This is a genomic window from Paraburkholderia steynii, assembly GCF_900100565.1.
Taxonomy (GTDB): domain Bacteria; phylum Pseudomonadota; class Gammaproteobacteria; order Burkholderiales; family Burkholderiaceae; genus Paraburkholderia; species Paraburkholderia terrae.
This window is the reverse complement of the sequence record NZ_FNDI01000003.1, coordinates 353,844-376,271: the sequence shown is the minus strand read 5'-3', so window position 1 is coordinate 376,271 and position 22,428 is coordinate 353,844. Positions and strand designations below refer to the sequence as shown.

Below are 22,428 nucleotides of genomic sequence, written 5' to 3'. Positions count from 1 at the left end.
CGATGCCGTGGGATGAACTGAAGAGTAGGATCGCCATTTCATTTATGATAGTTAATGTTTTTTATGTTTATCATAAACAATTGTGGATATATTTTGCCGGGACGTGGGAGGCGCGGGGCATGTCAACGTCACGGCAAGGATTTGCGCAAGCTCATAGAATCATCGCGCCCGGCAATGCGGGCGGCACTTTTTGATGAACATAGCTGGCGCGGCATGCGAAATGAAGCTTTCCATGTGGCCGCAGCGGGAAGGAAGTACCCGACATGGAAGAGGTTTTCACATCGAGATCGAGCGCAGTCGCACGCATCATGAGCGCGCGTGCAGCGCTGCTGAAGGATTCGGAGGCAGCCGCTTTGAGCGGCGGCGATAAGGCGGCACGGCTCGAGCGCCTGGAGCGCCTGCTCTTCGACGTGCGCGCGGGCCGCATCAACGACTTCACGATGCCAACGGCGAACGGGGAAGTACGGATTTTTGTGTCGCCGGATTAGCGCAGATCAGATACCCATACGTCAAAGCGAAGCCTATCGAATGGTGCCAATAGTGGTACCATTCACACATGACAGAAAAAATCCTTGAACAAATGCGTCGTGAACCCGCGAACGTCCGTTACACGGCATTGTTCAAGGTCTGCGAGGACCATTTCGGAAAACCACGGCAATCGGGTTCGAGCCACGCAGTTTTCCGTATGCCCTGGATGGGCGATCCGCGCGTAAACATTCAAAACGAAAAAGGAAAGGCCAAGGCATACCAGGTGCGTCAGGTGCTGCAGGCCATCGATAAGCTGAAGGAGAGTCAACATGCCCGCTGATCACTACACCTACCGCGTCACGTGGTCGCCGGAAGACGGCGAACACGTGGGACTGTGCGCGGAGTTTCCATCCCTTTCATGGCTTGCCCGTTCGCCCGAGGCCGCGCTCAAGGGAATCCGCGCAGCTGTAACGGAAGCCATCGCCGACATGATCGAACAAGGTGAAGCAGTACCTGATCCGCTTGCGGAGAAGCGCTATAGCGGTGAGTTCAGAGTCCGCATTCCGCCTGAGCAGCATCGCGCGCTGGCGATGCAGGCGGCCGAGCAGGGCGTGAGCCTGAACCGGCTCGTCAGCATGAAGCTCGCAGCCTGAGTTTCACTTTTCACCCATCCCCACCAACAAAAACGCCCCGCAAAAGCGGGGCGTTTCCAGTCCATCTGCAAGCGTGCAGGCAAAGCGCCCGAAAGCGCTTCGCCCTACAACACCGCTTAGAACTTGTGACGCATGCCGACGCGGAACGCCAGCTGGTTTTGCGAGCCCGAACCCGACGTGTTGAAGTACGACGTCGACGAACCGATCTGAGCCTGGATTGGTGCGCCCGAAGCCGTCTTGCCCGATGCGTCCTGATAGATCACCAGGCCGTAGACATCGGTGCGCTTCGACAGCGCGTAGTCGACGCTTGCGTCCACCTGGTTGAAGTGGCCCGTCGTCGCGCCCGTCAGACGCGAGTACGTGTAGCCGAGGCCGGTCGTCAGCGCCGGCGTGAACGCGTACTTTGCGCCGCCTTCGAAGTTGTTGTACGTCGTCGACGCGCCCGTGATCGGCTCGAAGTGCGTGTTCGTCCACAGCGCATACAGCGTTGCCGGTCCGATGATGTAGCGGCCGCCCAGACCGAACGTGCGCAGGTCGCGCACCGTGGTGGTCGTGGCGCTCGTGGTCACGTTGGCGATCGACGTCGAGAATGCCGGCGTTGCCAGGGCCGGGAAACGGATGTCCGTGTACGCTGCGCCCAGGCCGATGGGGCCGTTCGCGTAGTTCACGCCGAAGCTGTAAGCGCGCGACGAGCCCGTCGTCGTGCCCACGGTCGGTGCGCCGCCGAATGCGCCAGCCTGGTTCGAGAAGCCATACATCGCGCCGAACGTCAGGCCCGCGAAGTTCGCGCTGCTGAACTTCACTGCGTTGTTGATACGGCTCGACGTGAGCTGGTCGACGTCGTTGATGTGGTAAGCGTAGTTACCGGCGACCGTCAGGCCACCCGTCGAATAGTTGCTGCCCAGATAGTCAGTCGTGAACGCGTATTGACGACCGAACGTCAGCGAGCCGATGCCGTCCTTCGACAGACCAACGAATGCCTGACGGCCGAACAGTGCGCCGCCTTGACCCGACGTGCCGTTGCCGCTGTTGAAGCCGCTTTCGAGCACGAACAGTGCCTTCAGGCCGCCGCCCAGGTCTTCCGTGCCGCGCAGGCCCCAACGGCTGCCTTGCGCCACGCCGTCGTCATACTTGAACAGCTTGTCGCTGCCGCCTGCTGCGTTCTTCGAGTGGTTTGCGTAGCTGATACCTGCATCGATGATGCCGTACAGCGTGACGCTGCTTTGTGCGTGTGCGGTACCTGCGAATGCCGAGGCGAGTAGAGCGGTGGTAAGTACTTTCTTGTTCAAAACTTTCTCCAGATTGAAAAATGGCGATCGCGAGCCTGACTCTGTGGCAGGTCGCGCGACGGGCGCAAATGTAACGAGGAGAAAGGAAAGGAATATGACAGCAAATCTTTTTGCTAAATATGTAGTACAAATACGACAACATTTGCTTTGCGTGCAAAAGGGTCGCGCGCAAATCTGTGCATATGCTTCATATTCACGACGCCGCCAGGCTAGTCACAAGCAGGTTTGTTTAGTGGCGGTCACGAAACAAGCGCCGATATGCATCGGGCTGGAGCCAAAAAAACGCCCGCACAAAGCGGGCGATTTCATTCGATACGAGGCGGCGTGCAAGCCGCCATCGTCGTCAGGCTGACAGTAACTGCCCTTTCCGGAAGGCCTTCGCGCCTGCAATCCGCACGATCTCCATGCCCGCCTGCGCGAAGCGCGACAGATGGCGCGCATACATCACGCCCGCCACCGTCGACTTCAACGTGATGACCTGATCGGTCAGCGGATCGATGATATCGGCGATGGGCTCGCCGGCATCGATCCACTTGCCCACTTCCTGGCGATACACGACGACGCCGCTCACGGGCGTAACGATCGGCTCGGTGCCGGCGAGCGGCGTCGCGGCGAATTCGAGCGGCGGCATCGGCGCAGCTTCGCCGGCAATCACGCCGCGATGCGTCAGATATTCGATGATCCCTTGCGCGTCGTGCTCGGCGAACTCATACGACACGTCGCGCTGGCTGCGCAGTTCGACCGTCACCGAGATCGAGCCATTCGGAATCGGGAAACGGTCGCCTACGCGCGTGCGCAATTCCGACCAGCAGAAGCTGTGAATCTCGTCGAACGGATTGCCGACGGAATCCACCGCGAGCAGCGAAGCCTTCGAATCCAGGTAGCGCGCAAGCGGCTCGACGTCGGGCCACAGGTCCGGGTTCGTATACAGATGCAGCGCCGCTTCCCAGTCGCAATGCAGATCGAGCACGACGTCCGCGTCGTACGACAGCAGTTGCAACCCGAGGCGTTGCGATTCGACTTCGGTGCGCGGCGTTTGCGCGTCGAGCGCTTCGCGCATGGCCTGGCGGATGATCGTGCGGTTCTGGTCGGCATCCGTCGTCAGACGGCCTTCGATCACCGGCTCGATCAGGTCGAACAGGTTGTAGAAATTGCGGTTGAAGTTCTGCGCGGTGTTGGTTTCGAAGCGGCCGGCGAGCAGGCCGAGCACATGCTGGTTAAGACCGATCGGATTCGCGACGGGCACGATCACGATTTCGCCGCGCAGCTTGCCAGCGGCTTCGAGCGCTTCGAGCTTGCGGCGCAGCGCCCACGACACCAGCATGCCGGGGAGTTCGTCAGCGTGCAGCGATGACTGGATATAGACCTTCTGCCCACCGCTCGGACCGTAGTGGAAGCTCGTCAGGCTGCGAGCGGTGCCGAGGGTCGGGGAAATCAGCGGATGATTGAGGGTTTGCATGATTGGTGTGGCGCCGCCGGCGACGCGCGGGCGCCCTATAGTTGCACAGATATGACTTCGGATTGACTGCTGAAAACGGTGGCACGCACAACGGCTGCGCCGTGAATCGTTCGATCTTAGCCCATTTGCGCAGCGCGGGCGACGCTGTGCCGCCGCATGGACTCGCCTGCATCGGCGTCAAAACAAAACGGGCTCCGAATGGAGCCCGTCTGCATACCGGCGCGTCGCGCGGGCGAACCGCGCTACGCACTGCCGTGTCGATCAGCCGCCGTACACGTCGAAGGTGAAGTACTTCTTCTCGATCTTCTTGTACGTGCCGTCCTTGATGATCTCGGCGATCGCCTTGTCGACGGCCGCCTTCAGATCCGTGTCTTCCTTGCGCATGCCGATGCCAGCGCCTTCGCCGAGGATCTTCTTGTCTTCGAGATCCTTGCCGACGAACTGGAAGCCCGCGCCACGCGGCGTCTTCAGGAAGCCGATTTCAGCCTGCACAGCGTCTTGCAGCGCTGCGTCCAGACGGCCCGAGATCAGGTCGGCATAGACCTGGTCCTGGTTCTGGTACGGCGTGACCTTCGCGCCCTTCGGTTCCCAGTAGGTCTTCGCGTACGTTTCCTGGATCGTGCCCTGTTCGACGCCGACCGTCTTGCCCGACAGCGATTCCGCCGTCGGCAGGATGTTCGAGCCCTTCTTGGCGACGAGGCGCGTCGGCGTGTTGAACAGTTTCGACGAGAAAGCGATCTGTTCGGCGCGTTGCGGCGTCATCGACATCGACGACAGCACGCCGTCGAACTTCTTCGCCTTCAGTGCCGGGATCATGCCGTCGAAGTCGTTTTCGACCCACACGCACTTCGCCTTCAGGCGCGTGCAGATTTCATTGCCAAGGTCGATATCGAAGCCGACCAGCTTGCCGTCGGAACCCTTCGATTCGAACGGCGGATAGCTGGCGTCGACGCCGAAGCGGATGGTGGTCCAGTCTTTCGCGTGTGCGCCGATCGATACGGTGGCGAGCAGGGCAACCGTCAAAGCCGCAAGCAGTTTCTTCACTGATGTACTCCCGGGAGTGGTTCAAAGTGTCCCGCATGCGGTTGTGCCGCTGCGCGACGTTGCCCGGCCGTTGTGCCGGGCTTGTCTATATTGGCCGCTGGCTGGGCAGCCAGCAACGCGCGCCAAGCTTAACAAATCAAAATATTTGCGGTGCTAGTGAAACACCGGATGGCACAGGAGTATTGCCTCTAGCGGGCATTTTTATGATATGGGGTAGGAAGAGGGTAATGAAAGCAAAACGAAGGCAAAAGAGACGGTGAAACAGGCGTTTGCCGCGCATGCGGCAGTGCGGCAAACGCTTTTGGTTCAAGGCCTTAGGTCAGCGACAAGGTGCAAGCGTCGGTCAAACGATCCGCTCGCCGCCGCGATAGGTCGCGCGCGGCACCGGCAATGCGTCGAGCATCGTGACGCGCACGAAGTCGGCGCGCAGCCCCGTCTCGATCGCGCCGCGGTCGTGCAGCCCCGCCGTGCGGGCCGGTTCCGCCGACACGGTCGCCATCGCGCGAGGCAAGCTCCAGCCGGCTTTCTCGACGAGTTCAAACGCGGCCGTCAGCAGGCTGGACGGCACGTAATCGGACGACAGGATGTCGAGCAGATTCGCCTTGGCCAGTTCCAGCGCCGACACGTTGCCCGAGTGCGAGCCGCCGCGCACGATGTTCGGCGCGCCCATGATCGTCGCGATGCCGTGACGGTGCGCGGCTTCGGCGGCGATGCGCGTGGTCGGGAATTCGGCGAGCACGATGCCTTCTTCGGCGGCCTGCTGCACGTGCTCGACGAGCGTGTCGTCGTGGCTCGCGACGGGCACGCCGAGCGCCTTGCAGCGCTCGACGATCTGGCGGCGGTGCTCGTCCGCGAAGCGCTGCTGTTCGTCTTCGAGTTCAACGAGCGTCGCGGCCATGTGCTCGTCCGTCATCTTGCCGTGGCGCTCCTGGAAGCGGCGCCATTGCTCGCGATCGTGCCACTGGCGCTGGCCCGGCGTGTGATCCATCACCGACGCGAGACGCAGCAGCGGGTGGTCCTTCAGCGTATCGAACAGTTCGACCACATCGGCCGTTGCGATTTCGCAGCGCAGATGCAGGAAGTGCTCGGCGCGCAGCAGCTTGCGCTCGGAGAAACGCTGCAGCGCTTCGGCACAGCGTGTTTGCGTGTCGGCGCGGCGCAAGCCGACGTTCGAGCGCGAGCCAATTGCGAGCGCGTCGAACACGGTCGTGATGCCGGCTGCGGCAACCTGCGCATCGTGAATCACGAATGCGGCATCCGTATTCCACTCGACGCCCGGCCGCGGCAACAGATGCTTTTCCAGATTGTCCGTGTGCAGCTCGATGAGGCCGGGCAGCAGATAGTCTCCCTCCCAGTCCTGCGCGCCGGCCGCCGACGTCGTGCCGCGCGCGACGTCGCGAATCACGCCGTCCTCGACGCGCACGACGCCTGTGAATACTTCGTCCCGCGTGACGACGCGGGCGTTCTTGATCAGCATGTCGATGCTCCGTATCGGATCGATATCAGTGTAATGCCGTTGCGTGACGCAGCGGTGGCGTCAATTCCAGCCTGCGTGTGGCGACTTTCGCGCGCGTGTCTTCATCGTGAAAGATGCCGACGATTGCCGCGCCGCGCTCGCGCGCCTCGACGATCAGATCAGCGACGACTTCGCGGTTCTCCGCATCGAGCGAAGCGGTCGGCTCATCCAGCAGCAACACGGGATGCCCGGCAATCAGGCCGCGTGCGATGTTCACGCGCTGCTGCTCGCCGCCCGAAAACGTCGCGGGCGCGAGCGGCCACAAACGTTCGGGTACGTTGAGGCGCGCGAGCAACGCGGCGGCGCGCGCATGCGCTTCGTTTTCATCGACACCGCGCGAGACGAGCGGCTCGGCGACGAGATCGAGCGTGCTGACGCGCGGGATCACGCGCAGAAACTGGCTCACGTAACCGACCACGCCGCGCCGCAAATGCAGCACGTCGCGCGGCTCGGCGCCCGTGATCGACAGATGTTTCGTTTCCTGCGCGTCGTCGCGAATCGCGATCGTGCCCGTGCTCGCCAGATAGTTGCCGTACAGGCAGCGCAAAAACGTGCTCTTGCCCGCGCCCGACGGCCCGACCAGCACGACGCACTCGCCGCGTTTGACGTCGAGTGACACGCCCGCGAGCGCGTCGATCTGCACGCCGCCCTGGCCGTGCAGCGTGAAGGTCTTGCCGATACCGACGGCGCGCAACATCAGCGCGTCGTTGTCGATGAACGATGTTTCGATTGACGTTGTCATCGCGTGAGACCTCAAACGGGAAGAACGGAGGAAACCAGCGTCTGCGTGTACGGGTGCTGTGGATCGTCGAGCACCTGATCGGTGAGACCCGCTTCGACGACTTCGCCGCCTTGCATCACCATCAGCCGGTGCGCGAGCAGACGCGCGACGCCGATATCGTGCGTGACGATCAGCACGGACAGATGCAGCGTCGACGTCAACGTGCGCAGCAGATCGAGCAGACGTGCCTGCACGGATACATCGAGACCCGCCGTGGGCTCGTCCATGAACACGAGACGCGGCCCCGTGACGAGATTGCGTGCGATCTGCAGACGCTGCTGCATGCCGCCCGAAAACGCGGACGGCAATTCGTCGATACGCGACGCATCGAGTTCGACGCGCGACATCCATTGCGTGGCCGTGTCGCGAATCTTGCCGTAGTGGCGCGCGCCGACGGCCATCAACGGCTCGCCGATATTCGCGCCCGCAGACACGGCGTTGCGCAGCCCGTCGCGCGGATTCTGCTGCACGAAACCCCACTCGGTGCGCATCAGCAGACGCTTGCGCGGCTCGGACAACGCGAGCAGATCGAGTGACTCACCGTGCGCGCTTGCATAGTGCAGCGTGCCGGATTCGGCGGCATTACGCAGCGCGAGCGTGTTCAGCAGCGTAGTTTTGCCCGAACCCGATTCGCCGACGATGCACAGCACTTCGCCCGGATACAGATCGAAGCTGACGTTGCGGCAACCGTTGCGGCCGCCGTACTGTTTGGTGAGCGCGCGGGCGCTCAGAAGCGGCGTCATGCGCTTTCTCCTTCGTTGTTATCCTTGCCTTGCTGTTCGCGCCGATCGTGGCAATAGTCGCTGTCCGAGCAGACGAACATGCGCTTGCCCGCATCGTCGACGATCATTTCGTCGAGAAAGCTTTCCGTCGATCCACACAGCGCGCATGCATGCTCCCAGCGCTGCACTTCGAACGGATGGTCGTCGAAATCGAGGCTTTTTACGGGCGTGTACGGCGGAATCGCGTGGATGCGCTGTTCGCGTCCTGCGCCGAACAGTTGCAGTGCGGCGTTCATGTGCATCTTCGGGTTGTCGTACTTCGGGATCGGCGACGGCGACGCGAGATAGCGTCCATTGACGATCACCGGGTAGTCGTACGTCGTCGCGATGCTGCCGTGATGCACGATGTCCTCATAGAGCTTTACGCTGATCAACCCGTAATCCGCGAGCGCATGCAGCTTCTTGCATTCGGCCGTGCGCGGCTCCAGCCGATAGAGCGGCTCGGGCATCGGCACCTGATAGACGAGAATCTGCTTCTCCGTGAGCGGCGTTTCGGGAATCCGGTGGCGCGTTTGCACGATGGTCGCTTCGCTGGTCTTGCGGGTGGTGTTGACGCCCGTGGTGCGCGCGAAGAAGCGTCGAATGTTCACTGCATTGGTCGTTTCGTCGGAGCCCTGGTCGATCACCTTCAGCGTGTCGTCGCGCCCGATGATCGACGCCGTCACCTGAATGCCGCCCGTACCCCAGCCATACGGCAACGGCATTTCGCGCGACGCGAACGGCACCTGATAGCCAGGCACGGCCACGGCTTTCAACAGCGCGCGGCGGATCATGCGCTTGGTCTGTTCGTCGAGATACGCGAAGTTGTAGCCTTCGGCGGCACTGTCGTGCGCGGCCGTTTGCATCGTCGTGTCGGGCGCGTTCATGCCGCTTGCTCCTGTTGATCGCTGTCTTCGTCGCGTGCGGCGTGTTTCGCGCGCAGACGTCGCACGAGTTCGAGTTCGGACTGGAAGTCGACGTAATGCGGCAGCTTCAGATGCTGCACGAAGCCCGACGCTTCGACGTTGTCGCTATGCGACAGCATGAATTCGACGTCCTGCGTCGGCGAGCCAATCGTTTCGCCGAGTTCTTCGGCACGCAGCGCACGATCGACCAAAGCCATCGCCATCGCCTTGCGCTCCGAGTGGCCGAACGCGAGACCGTAGCCTTGCGTGAAGGTCGGCGGCACTTCGTTGCTGCCCGCGAACTGGTTGATCATCTGACATTCCGTCACGTCGATTTCGCCGATCTCGACGGCAACGCCGAGTTCATCGAGTTCCATTTCGACGGCGACCGTGCCGAAGCGGATCTCGCCCGCGAACGGATGCGAATGCGCGTAGCCGCGTTGCGTCGCGTAGCCCATCGCGAGCAGAAAGCCTTCGTCGCCGCGCGCGAGGTTTTGCAGACGCGTTGCGCGGCTGGCCGGAAACGACAGCGGCTCGCGCGACAGATCGCCTGGCTCGGGCGCGGCTTCGGACACGCGTTCCTGTTCGATCAAACCTTCCTTGTCGAGTAGCGAGACGACGCGCGGCATCGCTTCCTGCGCGGCGCTTTCGATGCGCTTCGTGTGCAGCGCGCTGTCGTCATCGCCTTCTGCCAGCAGCGTGAAATCGAGGAGACGTTGCGTGTAGTCGTACGTCGCGCCGAGCATCTGGCCGCCGGGCACATCCTTGAAAGTCGCGGAGATGCGCCGTTCGATCCGCATGTCTTCCGTATCGACGGGTTGCGTGTAGCCGAAGCGCGGCAGTGTCGTGCGATACGCGCGCAACAGGAAGATCGCCTCGACGAGATCGCCGGCGGCCTGCTTGATGGCCAGCGCTGCGAGCTCTTCGTCGTAGACGGAGCCTTCCGTCATGACGCGCGCGACGGCGAGCCGCAATTGCGTGCGAATCTGCGCGACACTCAATTCGGCGAACTGCGTGTCGCCGCGGCGCGCCTTGTCGAGCAGGCGCCACGATGCTTCGATCGCGCGCTCTCCACCTTTGACGGCAACGTACATTAGTTCAGCTCCACGTGAGTTGTGCGCGGCAGGCCGATCAGCGTGTCGCCGCAGACGAGATAACAGTCGATGCCGCACGGAAAGAGCGGCGCAAGTTCCGCGCGCTCGCGCCAGAAGCGCTCGGGCAGGCCGGTGGGCGCGATCGTCTGCGTGTGTTCGATGCCGGGGCCGCGCAATACGACGGGCGAGCCTTGCGTCAACGAATCGACGCGCACGATCAGCGTCACCGATTGCTCCGGCGTTTCCGGCTCGCCGAGCGCAAAGCACGACAGCGGCGGCAACGTGTTTGCGTCGTGCACATAGGCGAACGCGGCGTCCTGCGGTTCGTCGACGAGCGGCGCGCCTGTATGAAAACGCAAGGCGGAACCGAGCACGGCGTCGGGCTGCGCGAGCCAGACGGGTGTCGAGTAGTCGCACAGCGCGAGCAGCGCGGCGAAAGCGGCGAGATCGGCGCGCGCGTGCGGCAGCGTGTTGCGCGCGTCGCTGCGCGATGCGGGCAGCACATTGTCGATCGTGCCGATCTTGCCCGGACGCGACAGCGCATCGAGCAGCGCGCGAAACACGGATTGCGTGTCATGCACGGGATCGGCGAAGCCCGGCGTCAGCGTCGACAGCGCGATCTGCGGGGATTGAGCGGAAGTGTTCATCAGTCGCCTCGGACCATCGTGAAGAATTCGACGCGCGTCGATGCGGCGTCCTGTTGGCGTTGCGCGTGTTTCGCCGCCAGTTGCGAAGCGAGCGGCGCAATCAGTTGCGCCTGCAACCGTGCGTGATGCTGCGGCGTTTGCAGCAGCGCGTCTGCAATAGCAGCCAGTTCGGCGCGGCGGCGGTCGCGGCCCAGATGACAAGCGACGCCAACGGTAGTGCCTTCATCCGATTCGTCGCGCAAACGCAGCGTCGCGCGCGTCACCGTCGCTTCGCCGAGATTGAATGCGTCGCCCGTGCCGCCGATGCGCCCGCGCACCATCGCCAGCCCGATCTCGGGCGGACGCAGCCAGTCGAATGCTGGAAACGGCGTGCCTTCCATCGCGCGGCTCAGCGCGGCTTCGAGATCGGCGCGCGCGGAGCGGGCCATGACGGCCATCCACGCGCGGCGGGCAGGGTTGGCGGAAGTCGGGGAGTCGGCTAAAGGAGGGGCACTCATCGGGTTTCCTGGCGGTTTCCTGGAGAGGGATTTGTTACGGCGAGTCCAGACATTTGAGCATCTATTCGTCTAAACGTCTAGACGTTTAGAGCTAAACTGTCGCTGGCTCGTGACAGAAGGCGCAGTTTCATATTTCCGCCACGGCTTGCGGACTACAATGCACAGAACGCTTATTTGAACCGAAGGGAATGACAGCACCATGACATCGAACGACGGCGCAGCGCCGGGCACGATGCTAGAGCGGGGAGCGGGCGTCGCCGTGTGGCGCCAGATCGAGCAGATACTCGCGAAAGAGATTGCCGCAAGCGGCTTCGGCGACGACGGACGTCTGCCGAGCGAAGGCGAACTGGCCAAACGCTTCGACGTGAACCGCCATACCATCCGCCGCGCGATGCTGGGTCTCGCGGCCCAGGGGCTCGTCAGCGTCGAGCAGGGGCGCGGTACGTTCGTGCAGCCGGGCGCGATCGATTACACGATAGGCCGTCGCACGCGCTTCACCGAAAACTTGCGTCAGCAACATCATTCGCCGGCGGACGCGATGTTGCTATCGGCGGCGCGCGTGAAGGCGGATCCGACTGTCGCGAAGGCGTTGGGTCTGCGAGCGGGGGCATTCGTCTACCGCATCGAGTCGGTGCATGCCGCGGACGGCGTGCCTCTCACCTACTCGCGCAGCTTCTATCCGGCTGCACGGTTCGTCGATCTGCCCGACGTGCTCGAACGCAAAGGTGGTATGACCAAGGCGATGGCCGAGTATGGCGTGACCGACTATCTGCGCAAGTGGAGCCGTATCGGCAGTGTGCTGCCCGAGCCGGAAGTCGCGCGGCGTCTTGGCATCAATCGGCAACAGCCGGTGTTGTGGGTCGAGAACGTCGATGTCGATACGGAAGGCACGCCGATCAAATACGGCTTCACGCATTTCGCCGCCGACCGCGTGCAACTGATGGTGGAGCACGACGTATGAGCGCGCCTGTTCAGCATGCGTGGAGCGCGCAGGCGCGCTTCGCGATCTACTACGCGCCTGCGCGTGCGTCGGGCTGGTGGGATGCCGGCTCGATATGGCTCGCACGCGATGCCGAAAGCGACACATCACTCGATCCGCGTGACGCGCCTGCGCTGTCGCAACCGCTCGCGCAACTGACGAATTCGCCGCGCCGGTATGGCTGGCACGGCACGCTAGTCGCGCCGTTTCATCTCGCGGAGCATGTGAGCGTCGCCGATCTGCTCGACGTATCGGAAAGCTGGGCGCAAAGACAGATGCCCTTTGCATTGTCCGTCGAAGCGGCGACGCTGGGCGACTTCGTTGCGTTGCGTCCGGCCACGCCATCCGGCGACGAACAGATGCGCGCGCTCGCCGCCGATGCCTTGCGCACCTTCACGCCGCTGCGGGTCTTGCCATCCAAAACAGATATTGCAAGACGCCTGGAAGCGCCGCTCACGGAACGTCAACGCGAATTGCTCGTCGAATGGGGATATCCGTATGTGCTCGACGAGTTTCGTTTTCATATGACAGTGTCCAATTCGCTCGACAACGCCGCCGATCGCGCCGCGATAGTCGAATGGTGGCATCGCGAGGCGCAGCGTCTCGGGCCGTTGAAAATCGACGGCGCATCGATCTTCGTCGAGCCTGCGCCAGGCGAGCCGTTCATGTTGTGGCAACGGCTCGCGTTCACGGCGAAAGAAGGACAGGAGAACGCATGAAAGGCCGCTTGATCTATGTGGTCGGCCCGTCGGGAGCGGGCAAGGATTCGCTGCTGCACTTCGCGCGCGAGCATGTCGCGGGCACGTCCGTCGTGTTCGCGCATCGCTACATCACACGTGAGACGGGGCATAACGAAAATCACATTTCGTTGACCCGCGAAGAGTTCGAGGCGCGCTCGGCGCAAGGCCTCTTTGCGCTTGAGTGGTCGAGTCACGAATTGCACTACGGCATTGGCATCGAGATCGATGCGTGGCTCGCGCGGGGCTGCACGGTCGTCGTGAACGGCTCGCGGGCGTATCTGTCGCGAGCGTTGAAGCGCTATCAGCATCTCGAAGTCGTGCATATTCACGCGGCGCCGGATATTCTCGCGGCGCGTCTGTCGGCGCGTGGCCGCGAAACGCGCGAGCAGGTCGAAGCGCGCCTCGCGCGTCAGGCGCCGTTTGCGCTGCCCGACGGCGCGCATCTGACGCATATCGACAATTCCGGCTCGCTCGAAGCAGCAGGCCTGGCATTCGTCAACGTGCTGAAGGGCTTCGCGCGCACGCAAGATCGAAAGCATGCCGCCGAGTCGGCATCGAGTGAAAGCGTCAAGTAAGCTGACGGCGTCTTACGGGAAAAGCTACGCATTGCTATAGTCTGCGGTTTAACGCTGCGCGCCAGACGCAGCGGGCAAACCCCGGAGTACACCCGATGACCGACGCCACCCGCCTCACCGAAATCACCGACCTCGAACCTGCCGCCGCAGCTCTGCGCGACATTCGCCATCACATTCACCACCATCCAGAACTCGCGTACGAAGAGGTCGCAACGGCGGCGCTCGTCGCGGAAAAGCTGGAAGCGTGGGGCTGGCAGGTGACGCGCGGGGTCGGCAAGACGGGCGTGGTCGGTACGTTGAAGGTGGGCGACGGCACGCGCAGCATCGGCCTGCGCGCGGATATGGATGCGCTGCCCATCATCGAGCAGACGGGGCTGCCGTACGCGAGCGGCACGCACGGCAAGATGCACGCATGCGGCCACGACGGCCACACGACGATGCTGCTCGGCGCCGCGCAGCATCTCGCGAAGACGCGCCGTTTTTCGGGCACCGTGCATCTGTATTTTCAGCCGGCCGAGGAAAGCGGCATCGACAGCGGCGCGAAGAAGATGATCGAAGACGGCCTGTTCGAGCGTTTTCCGTGCGACGCCGTGTTCGGCGTACACAACCATCCGGGCGCGGAGCCGGGCAAGTTCCTGTTCCGCAAGGGCGCGTTCATGGCGGCGGGCGACAAGGCGACGATCACGATCGAAGGCGTCGGTGGCCATGCGGCGCGCCCGCATCTGACCGTCGATCCCATCGTGATCGCGTCGAGCATCGTGATGGCGCTGCAGACCATCGTCGCGCGTAACGTGAACCCTTCGCAGCCCGCCGTGGTGACGGTCGGCACGATGCACTCGGGTGTGGCGAACAACGTGATTCCGTCGAGCGCGAAGCTGGAATTGAGCGTGCGCTCGTTCAGCCCGGAAGTGCGCGCGCTGTTGAAAGAGCGCATTACGGAACTCGCGGAAAGCCAGGCCGCGAGTTATGGCGGCAAGGCGCACGTCGAGTATGTCGAGGGCTATCCCGTCGTCGTGAACACGGACGCGGAAACGGAGTTCGCGATCGAGGTGGCGCGCGAACTGGTCGGCGCGGAGAACGTCGAGCCGAACGCGGACATCCTGATGGGCAGCGAGGATTTCGCGTTCATGCTCGAACAACGGCCGGGTTCTTTCCTGCGCCTGGGCAATGGCGTCGGTGAAGACGGCTGCATGGTCCACAACCCGCACTACGATTTCAACGACCGCAATCTGCCTGTTGGCGCGGCTTACTGGGCGCGTCTCGTGGAGCGCTATCTGGGCCGTTGAACGGGTGTGTTGCGCGCAGGGGTCAAGCGACGTCAGCCGCGCAACGCGACCATGTCCGACACCGACTGCGCGGCTTTCTGCAGCGGCTCTAGAAACGCCTTCACCATCTGCTTCGCGGAATTGCGCTGCGCGTTTCCGCTGATGTTCATCGCGGCAATGATCTGCCCGCGCCGGTTGCGGATCGGCGCGGACAGCGAGATCAGCCCGCCCTCCAGTTCCTGATCGACGATGGACCAGCCCTGGCTGCGCACCTGCGCGATCACCTTCTTCAGCTCGTCCTTGTCGGTGATCGTGCGCGGTGTGTGAGCGACGATGGGCGACGCGTCTAGGGTCGCATCGAGTGCCGCCGGGTCGAGCGCCGACAGCAGCACCCGGCCCATCGACGTGCAATACGCCGGCAAGCGGCTGCCGATCGACAGATTGATCGTCATGATCTTGTGCGTCGGCACGCGCAGCACGTAGACGATCTCCGTGCGGTCGAGCACGGCCGCCGAACAGCTTTCGTGAACTTCCGCCGACAGTTCTTCCATGAACGGCTCAGCGAGATTCCAGAAGGGCATCGACGTCAGATAGGCGAAGCCGAGGTCGAGAATCTTCGGCGTCAGCCGAAACAGGCGACCTTCCGCTTCGACATAACCGAGCGTCTGCAGCGTCAGCAGAATGCGGCGCGCGCCCGCGCGCGTGAGACCCGTCGCCGACGCGACGTCCGTCAGCGTCTGCTCGGGCCGCTCGGCGTTGAACGCGCGGATCACCGCGAGGCCGCGCGCGAACGACTGCACGTACGAGTCGCCCGGTTTGTCCGGGGCGTCCGTCTCGTTGGCGGGAACGGTTTGTGACGCGGCGGGTACTTTGCTCATGGGACTATGTGAAATCGGTGCAAAACGTCCGGACGTCGGGACGGGCGTTCGTTAGTCTGCGGAAAGCCGTGACGATAGCGCAAGCGCCAGGATTCGCCAACTTTGCGGCGGTTGTGCCGCTGAGCACGTGTGGTGGCGGGTGCCGACCGTCCGAAAGCCCAGCGGAGCGCGCATTCCTGCCGTTTCCGCCACACCTTATTGCCGTTTTCAACGACCCACCCACCCGCCGGCGCGCTTGACAGTCTTTCCGCGCCCCGCCTATTATCGAACCTGAAATGTTCGATAGATGATCGTTTGTTCGAGTATAGAACAAATCTTGCTTTATCGGCACGTTTTTCTGGCGCTACCCAATGCGCCGACGCTGGCGCCTTCAACGATACGCCGGCCCCGCCATTACTGGAGACATCTCATGACGGAAGCTTTCCTGTGCGACGCGATTCGCACGCCTATTGGCCGCTACGCGGGTTCGCTGTCGTCGGTGCGCGCCGACGATCTGGGCGCCGTGCCGCTCAAGGCGCTGATGGAGCGCAACAAGGACGTCGACTGGAGCGCCGTCGCCGATGTGATCTATGGCTGCGCGAACCAGGCCGGCGAAGATAACCGCAACGTCGCGCGCATGTCGCTGCTGCTGGCGGGCCTGCCGAAAGACGTGCCGGGCTCGACGGTCAACCGCCTGTGCGGCTCGGGCATGGATGCCGTGGGCATTGCGGCGCGCGCGATCAAATCGGGCGAGGCTGGGTTGATGATCGCGGGCGGCGTCGAAAGCATGAGCCGCGCGCCGTTCGTGATGGGCAAGGCGACGAGCGCGTTTTCGCGTCAGGCCGACATTTACGACACGACGATCGGCTGGCGCTTCGTCAACCCGCTGATGAAGCAGCTGTACGGCGTCGATTCGATGCCGGAAACGGGCGAAAACGTCGCGACGGACTACAACATCAGCCGCGCCGACCAGGACGCGTTCGCGGTGCGCAGCCAGCTGAAGGCGGCGCGTGCGCAGCAGGACGGCAAGCTCGCGCAGGAAATCGTCTCCGTGACGATCCCGCAGAAGAAGGGTGATGCAATCGTCGTGTCGAAGGACGAGCATCCGCGCGAGACGAGTCTCGAAGCGCTCGCGAAGCTGAAGGGCGTCGTGCGTCCGGACGGCACGGTGACGGCGGGTAACGCGTCGGGTGTCAACGATGGCGCGGCGGCGTTGCTGCTCGCCAACGCGGAGACCGCGAAGCGCTTCGGCCTGACGCCGCGCGCACGCGTGCTCGGCATCGCGACGGCGGGTGTCGATCCGCGCGTGATGGGTATTGGTCCTGCGCCTGCGACGCAAAAGCTGCTCGCGCGTTTGAACATGAACATCGGACAGTTCGATGTGATCGAGTTGAATGAGGCGTTTGCGTCGCAAGGTCTGGCTGTGCTGCGTGCGCTCGGTGTCGCCGATGATGACGCTCGCGTTAATCCGAATGGCGGTGCGATTGCGCTTGGTCATCCGCTGGGTATGAGCGGCGCTCGGCTTGTGACGACGGCGATGTATCAGTTGCAACGTACGCAAGGCCGTTTCGCGCTTTGCACGATGTGTATTGGTGTGGGGCAGGGGATTGCGATTGCGATTGAACGGGTTTGAGTGAGGTTTGACTCTACGTGTGTAGGCATCGCGTGACGCGCCGTTGAAGCGGTTTGTCACGCGATGCGTGAAGGCTCGTACTGGGTGCGGGCCTTTTTTATTGGTTTGCTTGTGTTTGCGCTGGCATCCGCGATTTGTTAGCGTGCTTCACGCGTCGCCCCTGTGCGGGGCGGCACCTACTTTTCTTTGCCGCCGCAAAGAAAAGTAGGCAAAAGAAAGCGGCTAACACCGCCAACATTTCTCATTGCCTGAGGGCCCCTACAGGGTCTTACGCTTCACACGGCAGCCTTTCTGTTTGCGTGCGTTGCCAACGCTTCGAATGAACGCCTCACCCGCTTCAGACACCCGTACATGGGCTCACGGCAGCGAATGGTATGTGCCGCCCAGGTGGCAAACTGTGTGTAGATTGTCGCGTCGTATAGCCTGGCGCTCTTACATGGAGGTATGCGCGTGCTATCGGTCCGGAGTAAGGCGTGTGCAGTACTACGGCCTACACACAGTTTGCCACCTGGGCGGCGGTGGAATATCTGGCACGGCGTGCGGCGACGCGGGCGCGTGGAGTGGGTGAGGCGTCAATTCAGAGCGTTGGCAACGAACATGGGTCACGTGATTGCCGTGTGAAGCGTAAGACCCTTTGGGGGCCCTCAGGCAAACACAAGAACTGGCGGTGTTAGCCGCTTTCTTTTGCCTACTTTTCTTTGCGGCGGCAAAGAAAAGTAGGTGCCGCCCCGCACAGGGGCGACGCGTGAAGCACGCTAACAAATCGCGGATGCCAGCGTAAGAGCAAAAACCAAAAGCACACCAGCACCGCCTGCGCAGCAAAAAAACCAAACCAACTCACCGCGACCGCGGCGCAAAAATATCCGCGCCCAGCGAAGAACAGCGCTCAAGCAGACGCGCCAGTCTGCCCCGCAATGCCACGGGATGCGTCGTCAGCGAAAGCCTCGCCGGCACATTGCCGTCCGCGCTAATCCACACGCGCTCGCCGCGATGCAACCGAAACGTCTCCCCGATCTGCAACCAGTGATCATACGGCGACGCCGCGCGCGTCAACCACACGCGCGCACCTTGCACGAGAAGCTCTGTGTTCGCATCGACGCGCCACGACATCGTCGCGCCGGGCTGCACTTCAAAGTGGACGACGACTCTCGGCAGACGCTCTTCGTGTGAGCGCGGAAAGCAGAGCGATTCGTCATCGGTGAACTGCTGGCAAGCCTTGTCCATCATGCACTCCGTCAATTGAGCCGGAGAACGGAAGGCACACAAAACAAAAGGCCCCTTCCGTTTCCGGCGGGGCCTTGGGATCGTTTTGCTGACTGCTGCAAATGCTAACGCACGCACGCTCCCATAGGCCCGCCGCGACGGCGTGCCATACGGTTTTTAATGACGTAGGCGTTGGTGAGGAAGGTCAGCATGCATTCGAGTTTGTCTTGACGTCGATGTGTTGTCAACCAGTTTTGTCGCACGTGTTGCATCGTCATGGCATTGCCCTCTCACGGGAAACGAACGTTCGCGTGCTCATGCGCGCGCCTCGGCCAGTTCTTCGGTATGGCGCGATTCAAGCGGCGCGTCGCGCGGGTCTGCGCGCAACGTGTGCCATTGCGTGACTTCGCGCGGTCGCGCGAGCAGATCCGCTAGCGCCTCGTGCCAGGCGCGACGGTACGGGCGATGAATCTGCTCTTCGCTCGCGTCGTCAGGGCTCTCCCACGTCTCATAGAGCATCAGCCGACACGGCGAATCGGGATCGCGATGCAGCACGGCCTCACGGAAATCCGCCTCGCTTCGCATCGCGTCGAGCACACCGTCGAGCACCGACATGAAGCGTTCGAGCCGGTCGGGCAACACCTGAAAGCGCACTACGTAGGTCACCTGCATTTCGCACACTCCTGATGATCTTCGTCTATAACTACCTTTATACTCGTCAATAACTGACAACCCATGTCATGAATTAAAAGGAGCGCAAAAATTGGCGACGGGCCGACTCGTTTCGATGCTGTTGATGCTCCAGGTGAAAGGCCGCGTGACCGCACAGGCGCTCGCCGACGAATTCAACGTGTCGATCCGCACCGTGTATCGCGATATCGACCAGTTGAGCGCGGCGGGCGTGCCCGTTTATGCGGACCGCGGGCCGGGCGGCGGCTTCGCATTGCTCGACGGATATCGCGCGAAACTGACGGGGATCACGCGGGCCGAAGCGGAAACACTGTCGATTGCCGGGCTGACGGGCGCGGCGTCCGATCTCGGTCTGTCGGAGCAACTGCGGGCCGCACAAGTGAAGCTCGTCACCGCATTGCCCGATGCCGCGCCCGATACGTCGCGCATCGGCTCGCGGCTACATATCGATCCTGTCGGCTGGTATCAGCGGCCCTCGCCGACGCCGTGGCTGACGATGCTCGCGGGCGCCGTGTGGGAACAGAAGCGCATATCGATGCAATACCGCACGTGGAACGCCAGCGGCGAAAACGAGGGCGTGCGCGTGCGCGATCCGCTCGGGCTGGTGCTCAAGGGCGGCGAATGGTATCTGGTCACACGTGTGCGCACGCAGTTGCGCACCTATCGCGTGTCGAGCATCGCGCAGCTCACGGTGCATGACGAAACGTTCGAACGCCCGGAAGATTTCGATCTGCGCGACGAATGGACAGCGGCCGTTGCTTCATTCGAGACGAGCCTGCTGAAGCACACCGCGCGATTGCGGCTGTCGCCGGAAGGGATGACGCGTCTGCATCGGCTCGGCGCGGCGGCCGTCGAACAGGCGCAGATTGCGCCGCCTTCGGAGCAGGACGGCTGGCAGGAAGTGATCTTGCCCGTCGAGCAGCTTGGCTACGCGGCCGAGCAATTGCTCGGCCTGGCCGGTCATGTCGAAGTGCTCGATCCGCCGGAATTGCGCGAGCGCTTGCGCAAGCTCGGCGAGCAGATTGCGACGCTCAACGCGAGTTGACTACGACCGTTCGAACGCATCAACTCCGATGCGGCCCGACGATCCCCAGTTTCGCAATCCGCCGATACAGCGTCGCGCGCGACATGCCGAGCGCTTCGGCCGCCGCGTTCGGTCGCCATTGATGCCGCGTGAGCGCATCGACGATACGCGCCCGCTCGTCGTCGAGACCGGCGAGCGCAGGGCGCGGCGCGGCTTCATCGGGCGCGAGCAACGCCGCCACATCGGGCGACACGTGCCGCAATTCGACGCGCGTCGCATCGCACACCGCGCATGCATAGCGCAGCACGTTGCGCAGTTGCCGGATATTGCCAGGCCACGAGAAACGCGCAAGCCGCTCTGCGAGACGCGCATCCAGCGTGAGCACATGTCCCGCGCTTTGCGCTTCTTCATCGAACACGGCACGCACGACATCTAGTACATCGGCGCGCTCGCGCAGCGGCGGCATGTGCAGCGTCGCGCCGCTCAGCCGATAAAACAGGTCTTCGCGGAACGTGCCTTCGTCGACCATGCGCGCGAGATCGCGGTGCGTTGCGCAGATTACGTCGATATCGACGCGCACAGGCGCATCGCTGCCAAGCGGCAGCACTTCGCCTTCGGCGAGCACACGCAACAGGCGCGTTTGCAGATTGAGCGGCATGTCGCCGATTTCATCGAGGAACAGCGTGCCGCCGTTCGCCTGCGCGATCTTGCCGCGCGCGCCGCGGCTGCGCGCGCCCGTGAACGCGCCGGGCGCATAGCCGAACAGCTCGCTTTCGATCAGCGAATCGGGGATCGCGCCGCAATTCACGGCGACGAACGGCTTGGCGCGTCGCGCGCCCGACGCATGCAGCGCCTGCGCGAACACTTCCTTGCCGACGCCCGTCTCGCCGAGAATCAGAATTGGCAGATGCTTGCCCGCGATGCGTAGCGCGACTTCCGCATTGCGCGCGATGCGCGAGTCGCGGCTGTGCAGGAAGCGGCTGATCGCGTCGAGGCTCGTGTCGGCGTGCGCATCGGACGATGCGTTGACGGCGCTCGAGGAAGACACGACGGGCGCGACGCGCGAGGTCCGCTTCAACGGCGCGCGAATCCGTGCATACAGCACGGCGCCCGTTGCGCGCAGACGCAGCGGCACGATCGTATCGGTGCGCGCTACATCGTGCAGATGCACGGCGGACGTATCGAAGATTTCGTCGACGTGACGCGGCCCGCTCAAGCCCGCGATGCACTCCTGCGCCTTGCGATTCGACGCGGCGATGTTGCCGCATTCGTCGAACGCGATCAGCACTTCCGGTTGCGCTTCGACGAAATTGCGGCTCTGGTGGCCGAAGATCACCCAATGCTGCGCGGTCTGATTGAGAAAGTAGCCGTCTTCGATCAGCGCCGCGCTCTGGCGCACCAGCTGAAACACAAGCCGCTGGCTGTCGCGGTTGTCGGGCGATTGCACGGCGGATGCATCGAGCACGCCGATCAGTTCGCCCGTCAGCGAGAAGATCGGTGATGCGCTGCAGGTGAGCGTCGTAAACGCCGCACGGAAGTGATCGGTCTTGTGGACGGTGATGGGCGCGAGATCCGTCAGCACGTTCGCGATGCCGCACGTGCCTTCCTCGCGTTCCGACCAGCACGAGCCGATGTACAGACCTGCATGCTTGAAATCGCCGCGCCGGTCGCGGTCGATGCGGTAGTCGATCGTGACGCCGTGTGCGTCGGTGAGCATCACGCAGTAGTCGGCCACGCGGATCATGTCGTGCAGACGCGTGAGGCATTGGCCCGACGCGCGCAGAAACGCTTCTTCCTTGCCTTGCACTTCGCGCAGCTCGGACGTGGTCAGCACGCGCGGCCCGATCACCGAACTGGGATCGAGCTGGTATTGCTCATACGAACGCTGCCACGACGACACGAGGCGCGACGAATTGGCGGGCGCGGGCAGGCGTCCTTCGATGGCGCCGCGCACGCGGTCGACGTGCTGCGTTTGAGAGACGTAAGGCATGGTCGGCTCCCGTCTATAACGGACGATACGGGTGGATTGATCGCGCGGGTCCCTGCGGTGCTGCCTTCTGCCGGACCTTCTTGTAGCACATCCCGTCCGCCCAATCACACTGCATTGCAGCACGCGAGACACCTGAGACGATCGTCTCACCCATGTGTGAGACAGCCGTGAGACGCGCATCGTTCGATGCCGCAATGCATGCGCGTTGCGTCACCGCGCCGTGAGTGCGGTGAAAGGCGCGATTTGCGTCATGTGCGCTGCGTCATGCGACACGAGCCGTGCTTGCGTCGACGCGTTGCCCATGCCGCGAAAACCTTGCCACACAAGGCTTTCCGCGTTCTTCGCGGACACGTCGAGC

The 22,428-nt window shown here is 63.0% G+C and carries 23 protein-coding genes; 9 read left to right on the top strand and 14 right to left on the bottom strand.

Annotation, left to right across the window (positions count from 1 at the left end; genetic code table 11):
• Positions 1 to 263: 263 nt before the first annotated feature.
• The 3 genes from BLT65_RS08090 (at position 264) to BLT65_RS08080 (ending at position 1,121) form a co-directional block, all read left to right on the top strand.
• Positions 264 to 488: a hypothetical protein gene (locus tag BLT65_RS08090; RefSeq protein ID WP_091776732.1), complete on the top strand. Its 225-nt coding sequence runs from the start codon at positions 264 to 266 to the stop codon at positions 486 to 488.
• Positions 489 to 556: 68 nt separating this feature from the next.
• Complete coding sequence (locus BLT65_RS08085; RefSeq protein WP_208545746.1) at positions 557 to 808, top strand: toxin HicA; 252 nt, start codon at positions 557 to 559, stop codon at positions 806 to 808.
• A complete protein-coding gene (locus BLT65_RS08080) occupies positions 798 to 1,121 on the top strand; it encodes a type II toxin-antitoxin system HicB family antitoxin (protein ID WP_091776730.1) in 324 nt (107 codons plus the stop codon). The genes BLT65_RS08085 and BLT65_RS08080 overlap by 11 nt, the downstream gene beginning before the upstream one ends.
• A 116-nt stretch (positions 1,122 to 1,237) precedes the next feature.
• Here BLT65_RS08080 and BLT65_RS08075 read toward each other — a convergent pair whose 3' ends face one another.
• The 10 genes from BLT65_RS08075 to phnG all read right to left on the bottom strand — a co-directional run bounded on the left by BLT65_RS08075 (position 1,238) and on the right by phnG (position 11,114).
• Positions 1,238 to 2,410, bottom strand: coding sequence for a porin (locus BLT65_RS08075; protein WP_091776728.1), 1,173 nt, complete (start codon positions 2,408 to 2,410; stop codon positions 1,238 to 1,240).
• Between the two features lie 343 nt (positions 2,411 to 2,753).
• Positions 2,754 to 3,869 carry a succinylglutamate desuccinylase/aspartoacylase family protein gene (locus tag BLT65_RS08070; RefSeq protein ID WP_091776725.1) on the bottom strand — a complete coding sequence of 372 codons (1,116 nt, stop codon included), beginning with the start codon at positions 3,867 to 3,869 and terminating at the stop codon, positions 2,754 to 2,756.
• 261 nt (positions 3,870 to 4,130) lie between these two features.
• A complete protein-coding gene (locus BLT65_RS08065) occupies positions 4,131 to 4,913 on the bottom strand; it encodes an ABC transporter substrate-binding protein (RefSeq protein WP_091776723.1) in 783 nt (260 codons plus the stop codon).
• Between the two features lie 343 nt (positions 4,914 to 5,256).
• Entirely contained in the window at positions 5,257 to 6,390 is a 1,134-nt protein-coding gene (locus BLT65_RS08060; protein WP_042307776.1) for an alpha-D-ribose 1-methylphosphonate 5-triphosphate diphosphatase, read from the bottom strand.
• Positions 6,391 to 6,415: 25 nt separating this feature from the next.
• The gene (gene phnL, locus BLT65_RS08055) at positions 6,416 to 7,171 is read right to left on the bottom strand and encodes a phosphonate C-P lyase system protein PhnL (RefSeq protein WP_091776721.1); all 756 of its coding nucleotides are present in this window, start codon (positions 7,169 to 7,171) and stop codon (positions 6,416 to 6,418) included.
• 11 nt (positions 7,172 to 7,182) lie between these two features.
• Complete coding sequence (gene phnK, locus BLT65_RS08050; RefSeq protein ID WP_091776718.1) at positions 7,183 to 7,953, bottom strand: phosphonate C-P lyase system protein PhnK; 771 nt, start codon at positions 7,951 to 7,953, stop codon at positions 7,183 to 7,185.
• On the bottom strand, positions 7,950 to 8,858 hold the full coding sequence (locus BLT65_RS08045) for an alpha-D-ribose 1-methylphosphonate 5-phosphate C-P-lyase PhnJ (RefSeq protein WP_091776716.1): 909 nt from the start codon (positions 8,856 to 8,858) through the stop codon (positions 7,950 to 7,952). The genes phnK and BLT65_RS08045 overlap by 4 nt, the downstream gene beginning before the upstream one ends.
• The gene (locus tag BLT65_RS08040) at positions 8,855 to 9,970 is read right to left on the bottom strand and encodes a carbon-phosphorus lyase complex subunit (protein ID WP_091776714.1); all 1,116 of its coding nucleotides are present in this window, start codon (positions 9,968 to 9,970) and stop codon (positions 8,855 to 8,857) included. Before BLT65_RS08040 ends, BLT65_RS08045 begins: the two co-directional genes overlap by 4 nt.
• A complete protein-coding gene (gene phnH / locus BLT65_RS08035) occupies positions 9,970 to 10,617 on the bottom strand; it encodes a phosphonate C-P lyase system protein PhnH (protein ID WP_091776712.1) in 648 nt (215 codons plus the stop codon). The genes BLT65_RS08040 and phnH overlap by 1 nt, the downstream gene beginning before the upstream one ends.
• The gene (phnG, locus tag BLT65_RS08030) at positions 10,617 to 11,114 is read right to left on the bottom strand and encodes a phosphonate C-P lyase system protein PhnG (RefSeq protein ID WP_091776710.1); all 498 of its coding nucleotides are present in this window, start codon (positions 11,112 to 11,114) and stop codon (positions 10,617 to 10,619) included. The genes phnH and phnG overlap by 1 nt, the downstream gene beginning before the upstream one ends.
• A 199-nt stretch (positions 11,115 to 11,313) precedes the next feature.
• Here phnG and phnF point away from each other — a divergent pair, with 199 nt between their 5' ends.
• The 4 genes from phnF to BLT65_RS08010 all read left to right on the top strand — a co-directional run bounded on the left by phnF (position 11,314) and on the right by BLT65_RS08010 (position 14,694).
• Complete coding sequence (gene phnF, locus BLT65_RS08025; protein WP_091776708.1) at positions 11,314 to 12,075, top strand: phosphonate metabolism transcriptional regulator PhnF; 762 nt, start codon at positions 11,314 to 11,316, stop codon at positions 12,073 to 12,075.
• Positions 12,072 to 12,812: a DUF1045 domain-containing protein gene (locus BLT65_RS08020; RefSeq protein ID WP_091776706.1), complete on the top strand. Its 741-nt coding sequence runs from the start codon at positions 12,072 to 12,074 to the stop codon at positions 12,810 to 12,812. The genes phnF and BLT65_RS08020 overlap by 4 nt, the downstream gene beginning before the upstream one ends.
• Entirely contained in the window at positions 12,809 to 13,408 is a 600-nt protein-coding gene (gene phnN, locus BLT65_RS08015; protein WP_091776704.1) for a phosphonate metabolism protein/1,5-bisphosphokinase (PRPP-forming) PhnN, read from the top strand. The genes BLT65_RS08020 and phnN overlap by 4 nt, the downstream gene beginning before the upstream one ends.
• Before the next feature lie 95 nt (positions 13,409 to 13,503).
• Entirely contained in the window at positions 13,504 to 14,694 is a 1,191-nt protein-coding gene (locus tag BLT65_RS08010; protein WP_091776702.1) for a M20 aminoacylase family protein, read from the top strand.
• A gap of 32 nt (positions 14,695 to 14,726) precedes the next feature.
• On the opposite strand, the gene BLT65_RS08005 is transcribed toward BLT65_RS08010, so the two are convergent.
• Positions 14,727 to 15,551 carry an IclR family transcriptional regulator gene (locus tag BLT65_RS08005; RefSeq protein ID WP_091776700.1) on the bottom strand — a complete coding sequence of 275 codons (825 nt, stop codon included), beginning with the start codon at positions 15,549 to 15,551 and terminating at the stop codon, positions 14,727 to 14,729.
• A 409-nt stretch (positions 15,552 to 15,960) separates the two neighbouring features.
• Here BLT65_RS08005 and pcaF point away from each other — a divergent pair, with 409 nt between their 5' ends.
• Positions 15,961 to 17,163: a 3-oxoadipyl-CoA thiolase gene (pcaF, locus tag BLT65_RS08000; protein WP_091776698.1), complete on the top strand. Its 1,203-nt coding sequence runs from the start codon at positions 15,961 to 15,963 to the stop codon at positions 17,161 to 17,163.
• Between the two features lie 837 nt (positions 17,164 to 18,000).
• On the opposite strand, the gene BLT65_RS07995 is transcribed toward pcaF, so the two are convergent.
• On the bottom strand, positions 18,001 to 18,390 hold the full coding sequence (locus BLT65_RS07995; protein ID WP_244186453.1) for a DUF2917 domain-containing protein: 390 nt from the start codon (positions 18,388 to 18,390) through the stop codon (positions 18,001 to 18,003).
• 291 nt (positions 18,391 to 18,681) lie between these two features.
• Positions 18,682 to 19,038 (bottom strand): putative quinol monooxygenase, encoded by a 357-nt coding sequence (locus tag BLT65_RS07990; protein ID WP_091776694.1) that lies wholly within the window; start codon positions 19,036 to 19,038, stop codon positions 18,682 to 18,684.
• A gap of 91 nt (positions 19,039 to 19,129) precedes the next feature.
• On the opposite strand from BLT65_RS07990, the gene BLT65_RS07985 reads away from it, so the two are divergent.
• On the top strand, positions 19,130 to 20,101 hold the full coding sequence (locus tag BLT65_RS07985; protein WP_091776692.1) for a helix-turn-helix transcriptional regulator: 972 nt from the start codon (positions 19,130 to 19,132) through the stop codon (positions 20,099 to 20,101).
• 19 nt (positions 20,102 to 20,120) lie between these two features.
• Here the strand turns inward: BLT65_RS07985 and BLT65_RS07980 are convergent, their stop codons facing one another.
• Positions 20,121 to 22,070 (bottom strand): sigma-54-dependent Fis family transcriptional regulator, encoded by a 1,950-nt coding sequence (locus BLT65_RS07980; RefSeq protein WP_091776690.1) that lies wholly within the window; start codon positions 22,068 to 22,070, stop codon positions 20,121 to 20,123.
• Between the last annotated feature and the right edge of the window lie 358 nt (positions 22,071 to 22,428).

What these genes read in the sequence shown, in the direction of transcription:
- BLT65_RS07995 (WP_244186453.1), bottom strand. Translation starts at nt 18,390, where the DNA reads ATGATGGACAAGGCTTGCCAGCAGTTCACCGATGACGAATCGCTCTGC.
- phnG (WP_091776710.1), bottom strand. Translation starts at nt 11,114, where the DNA reads ATGAGTGCCCCTCCTTTAGCCGACTCCCCGACTTCCGCCAACCCTGCC.
- BLT65_RS08045 (WP_091776716.1), bottom strand. Translation starts at nt 8,858, where the DNA reads ATGAACGCGCCCGACACGACGATGCAAACGGCCGCGCACGACAGTGCC.
- BLT65_RS08090 (WP_091776732.1), top strand. Translation starts at nt 264, where the DNA reads ATGGAAGAGGTTTTCACATCGAGATCGAGCGCAGTCGCACGCATCATG.
- BLT65_RS08040 (WP_091776714.1), bottom strand. Translation starts at nt 9,970, where the DNA reads ATGTACGTTGCCGTCAAAGGTGGAGAGCGCGCGATCGAAGCATCGTGG.
- phnN (WP_091776704.1), top strand. Translation starts at nt 12,809, where the DNA reads ATGAAAGGCCGCTTGATCTATGTGGTCGGCCCGTCGGGAGCGGGCAAG.
- phnK (WP_091776718.1), bottom strand. Translation starts at nt 7,953, where the DNA reads ATGACGCCGCTTCTGAGCGCCCGCGCGCTCACCAAACAGTACGGCGGC.
- BLT65_RS08080 (WP_091776730.1), top strand. Translation starts at nt 798, where the DNA reads ATGCCCGCTGATCACTACACCTACCGCGTCACGTGGTCGCCGGAAGAC.
- BLT65_RS08070 (WP_091776725.1), bottom strand. Translation starts at nt 3,869, where the DNA reads ATGCAAACCCTCAATCATCCGCTGATTTCCCCGACCCTCGGCACCGCT.
- BLT65_RS07990 (WP_091776694.1), bottom strand. Translation starts at nt 19,038, where the DNA reads ATGCAGGTGACCTACGTAGTGCGCTTTCAGGTGTTGCCCGACCGGCTC.
- BLT65_RS08020 (WP_091776706.1), top strand. Translation starts at nt 12,072, where the DNA reads ATGAGCGCGCCTGTTCAGCATGCGTGGAGCGCGCAGGCGCGCTTCGCG.
- BLT65_RS08005 (WP_091776700.1), bottom strand. Translation starts at nt 15,551, where the DNA reads ATGAGCAAAGTACCCGCCGCGTCACAAACCGTTCCCGCCAACGAGACG.
- pcaF (WP_091776698.1), top strand. Translation starts at nt 15,961, where the DNA reads ATGACGGAAGCTTTCCTGTGCGACGCGATTCGCACGCCTATTGGCCGC.
- BLT65_RS08010 (WP_091776702.1), top strand. Translation starts at nt 13,504, where the DNA reads ATGACCGACGCCACCCGCCTCACCGAAATCACCGACCTCGAACCTGCC.
- phnF (WP_091776708.1), top strand. Translation starts at nt 11,314, where the DNA reads ATGACATCGAACGACGGCGCAGCGCCGGGCACGATGCTAGAGCGGGGA.
- BLT65_RS08060 (WP_042307776.1), bottom strand. Translation starts at nt 6,390, where the DNA reads ATGCTGATCAAGAACGCCCGCGTCGTCACGCGGGACGAAGTATTCACA.
- phnH (WP_091776712.1), bottom strand. Translation starts at nt 10,617, where the DNA reads ATGAACACTTCCGCTCAATCCCCGCAGATCGCGCTGTCGACGCTGACG.
- BLT65_RS07980 (WP_091776690.1), bottom strand. Translation starts at nt 22,070, where the DNA reads ATGCCTTACGTCTCTCAAACGCAGCACGTCGACCGCGTGCGCGGCGCC.
- BLT65_RS08085 (WP_208545746.1), top strand. Translation starts at nt 557, where the DNA reads ATGACAGAAAAAATCCTTGAACAAATGCGTCGTGAACCCGCGAACGTC.
- phnL (WP_091776721.1), bottom strand. Translation starts at nt 7,171, where the DNA reads ATGACAACGTCAATCGAAACATCGTTCATCGACAACGACGCGCTGATG.